At 70.6% G+C, this 477-nt stretch carries 1 protein-coding gene; it reads right to left on the reverse strand.

Features of this window, described 5'->3' with window-relative positions; genetic code table 11:
* Window positions 1–176 precede the first annotated feature (176 nt).
* Window positions 177–464 carry a DUF167 domain-containing protein gene (locus ACYQ8L_RS18610; protein ID WP_459943313.1) on the reverse strand — a complete coding sequence of 96 codons (288 nt, stop codon included), beginning with the start codon at window positions 462–464 and terminating at the stop codon, window positions 177–179.
* Between the last annotated feature and the right edge of the window lie 13 nt (window positions 465–477).

Here is a 477-nt window from a genome sequence, read left to right on the forward strand (position 1 = left end):
GCGGGCGGCGGTGGCGGACGTTCCGGATCTTCCAAAGAGATCCGGGCGTGGTGATGGCGCGGCGAGGTAAGGGGCCGCACCCGGCTCTCCACCAGTCCCCCCACCAGCGGGTTTCCGTTGCAACCCCGGGGATCTGACAATACTTTCGTTGGCCTTAGTAATTCTGGCCCCGGGCGTCAGCCGAGGCCCAGGGCCTCCCGCACCCTGGCCGGGGTGACGCCCTCGATCCGTACCGTCTTTCGCCGGCCGGTCTCCCCCCGCACGAGGGACACGGCGGACCGGGGGACCCGGAACGCTTTGGACAGGAACCGCACGATCTCCTTGTTGGCCTCGCCCTCCACCGGGGGGGCGGCGACCCGGAGTTTCACGGCGTCGCCCTGAAGCCCCGCCGGCCCGGTCTTGCTGGCGCGAGGCTGCACCCAGAGATCCACCTCGACCCCCCCCGGCACCTCACGAATCGGCATCGGACGGCCTTCC

The sequence above is a fragment of the Deferrisoma palaeochoriense genome, from assembly GCF_054656955.1.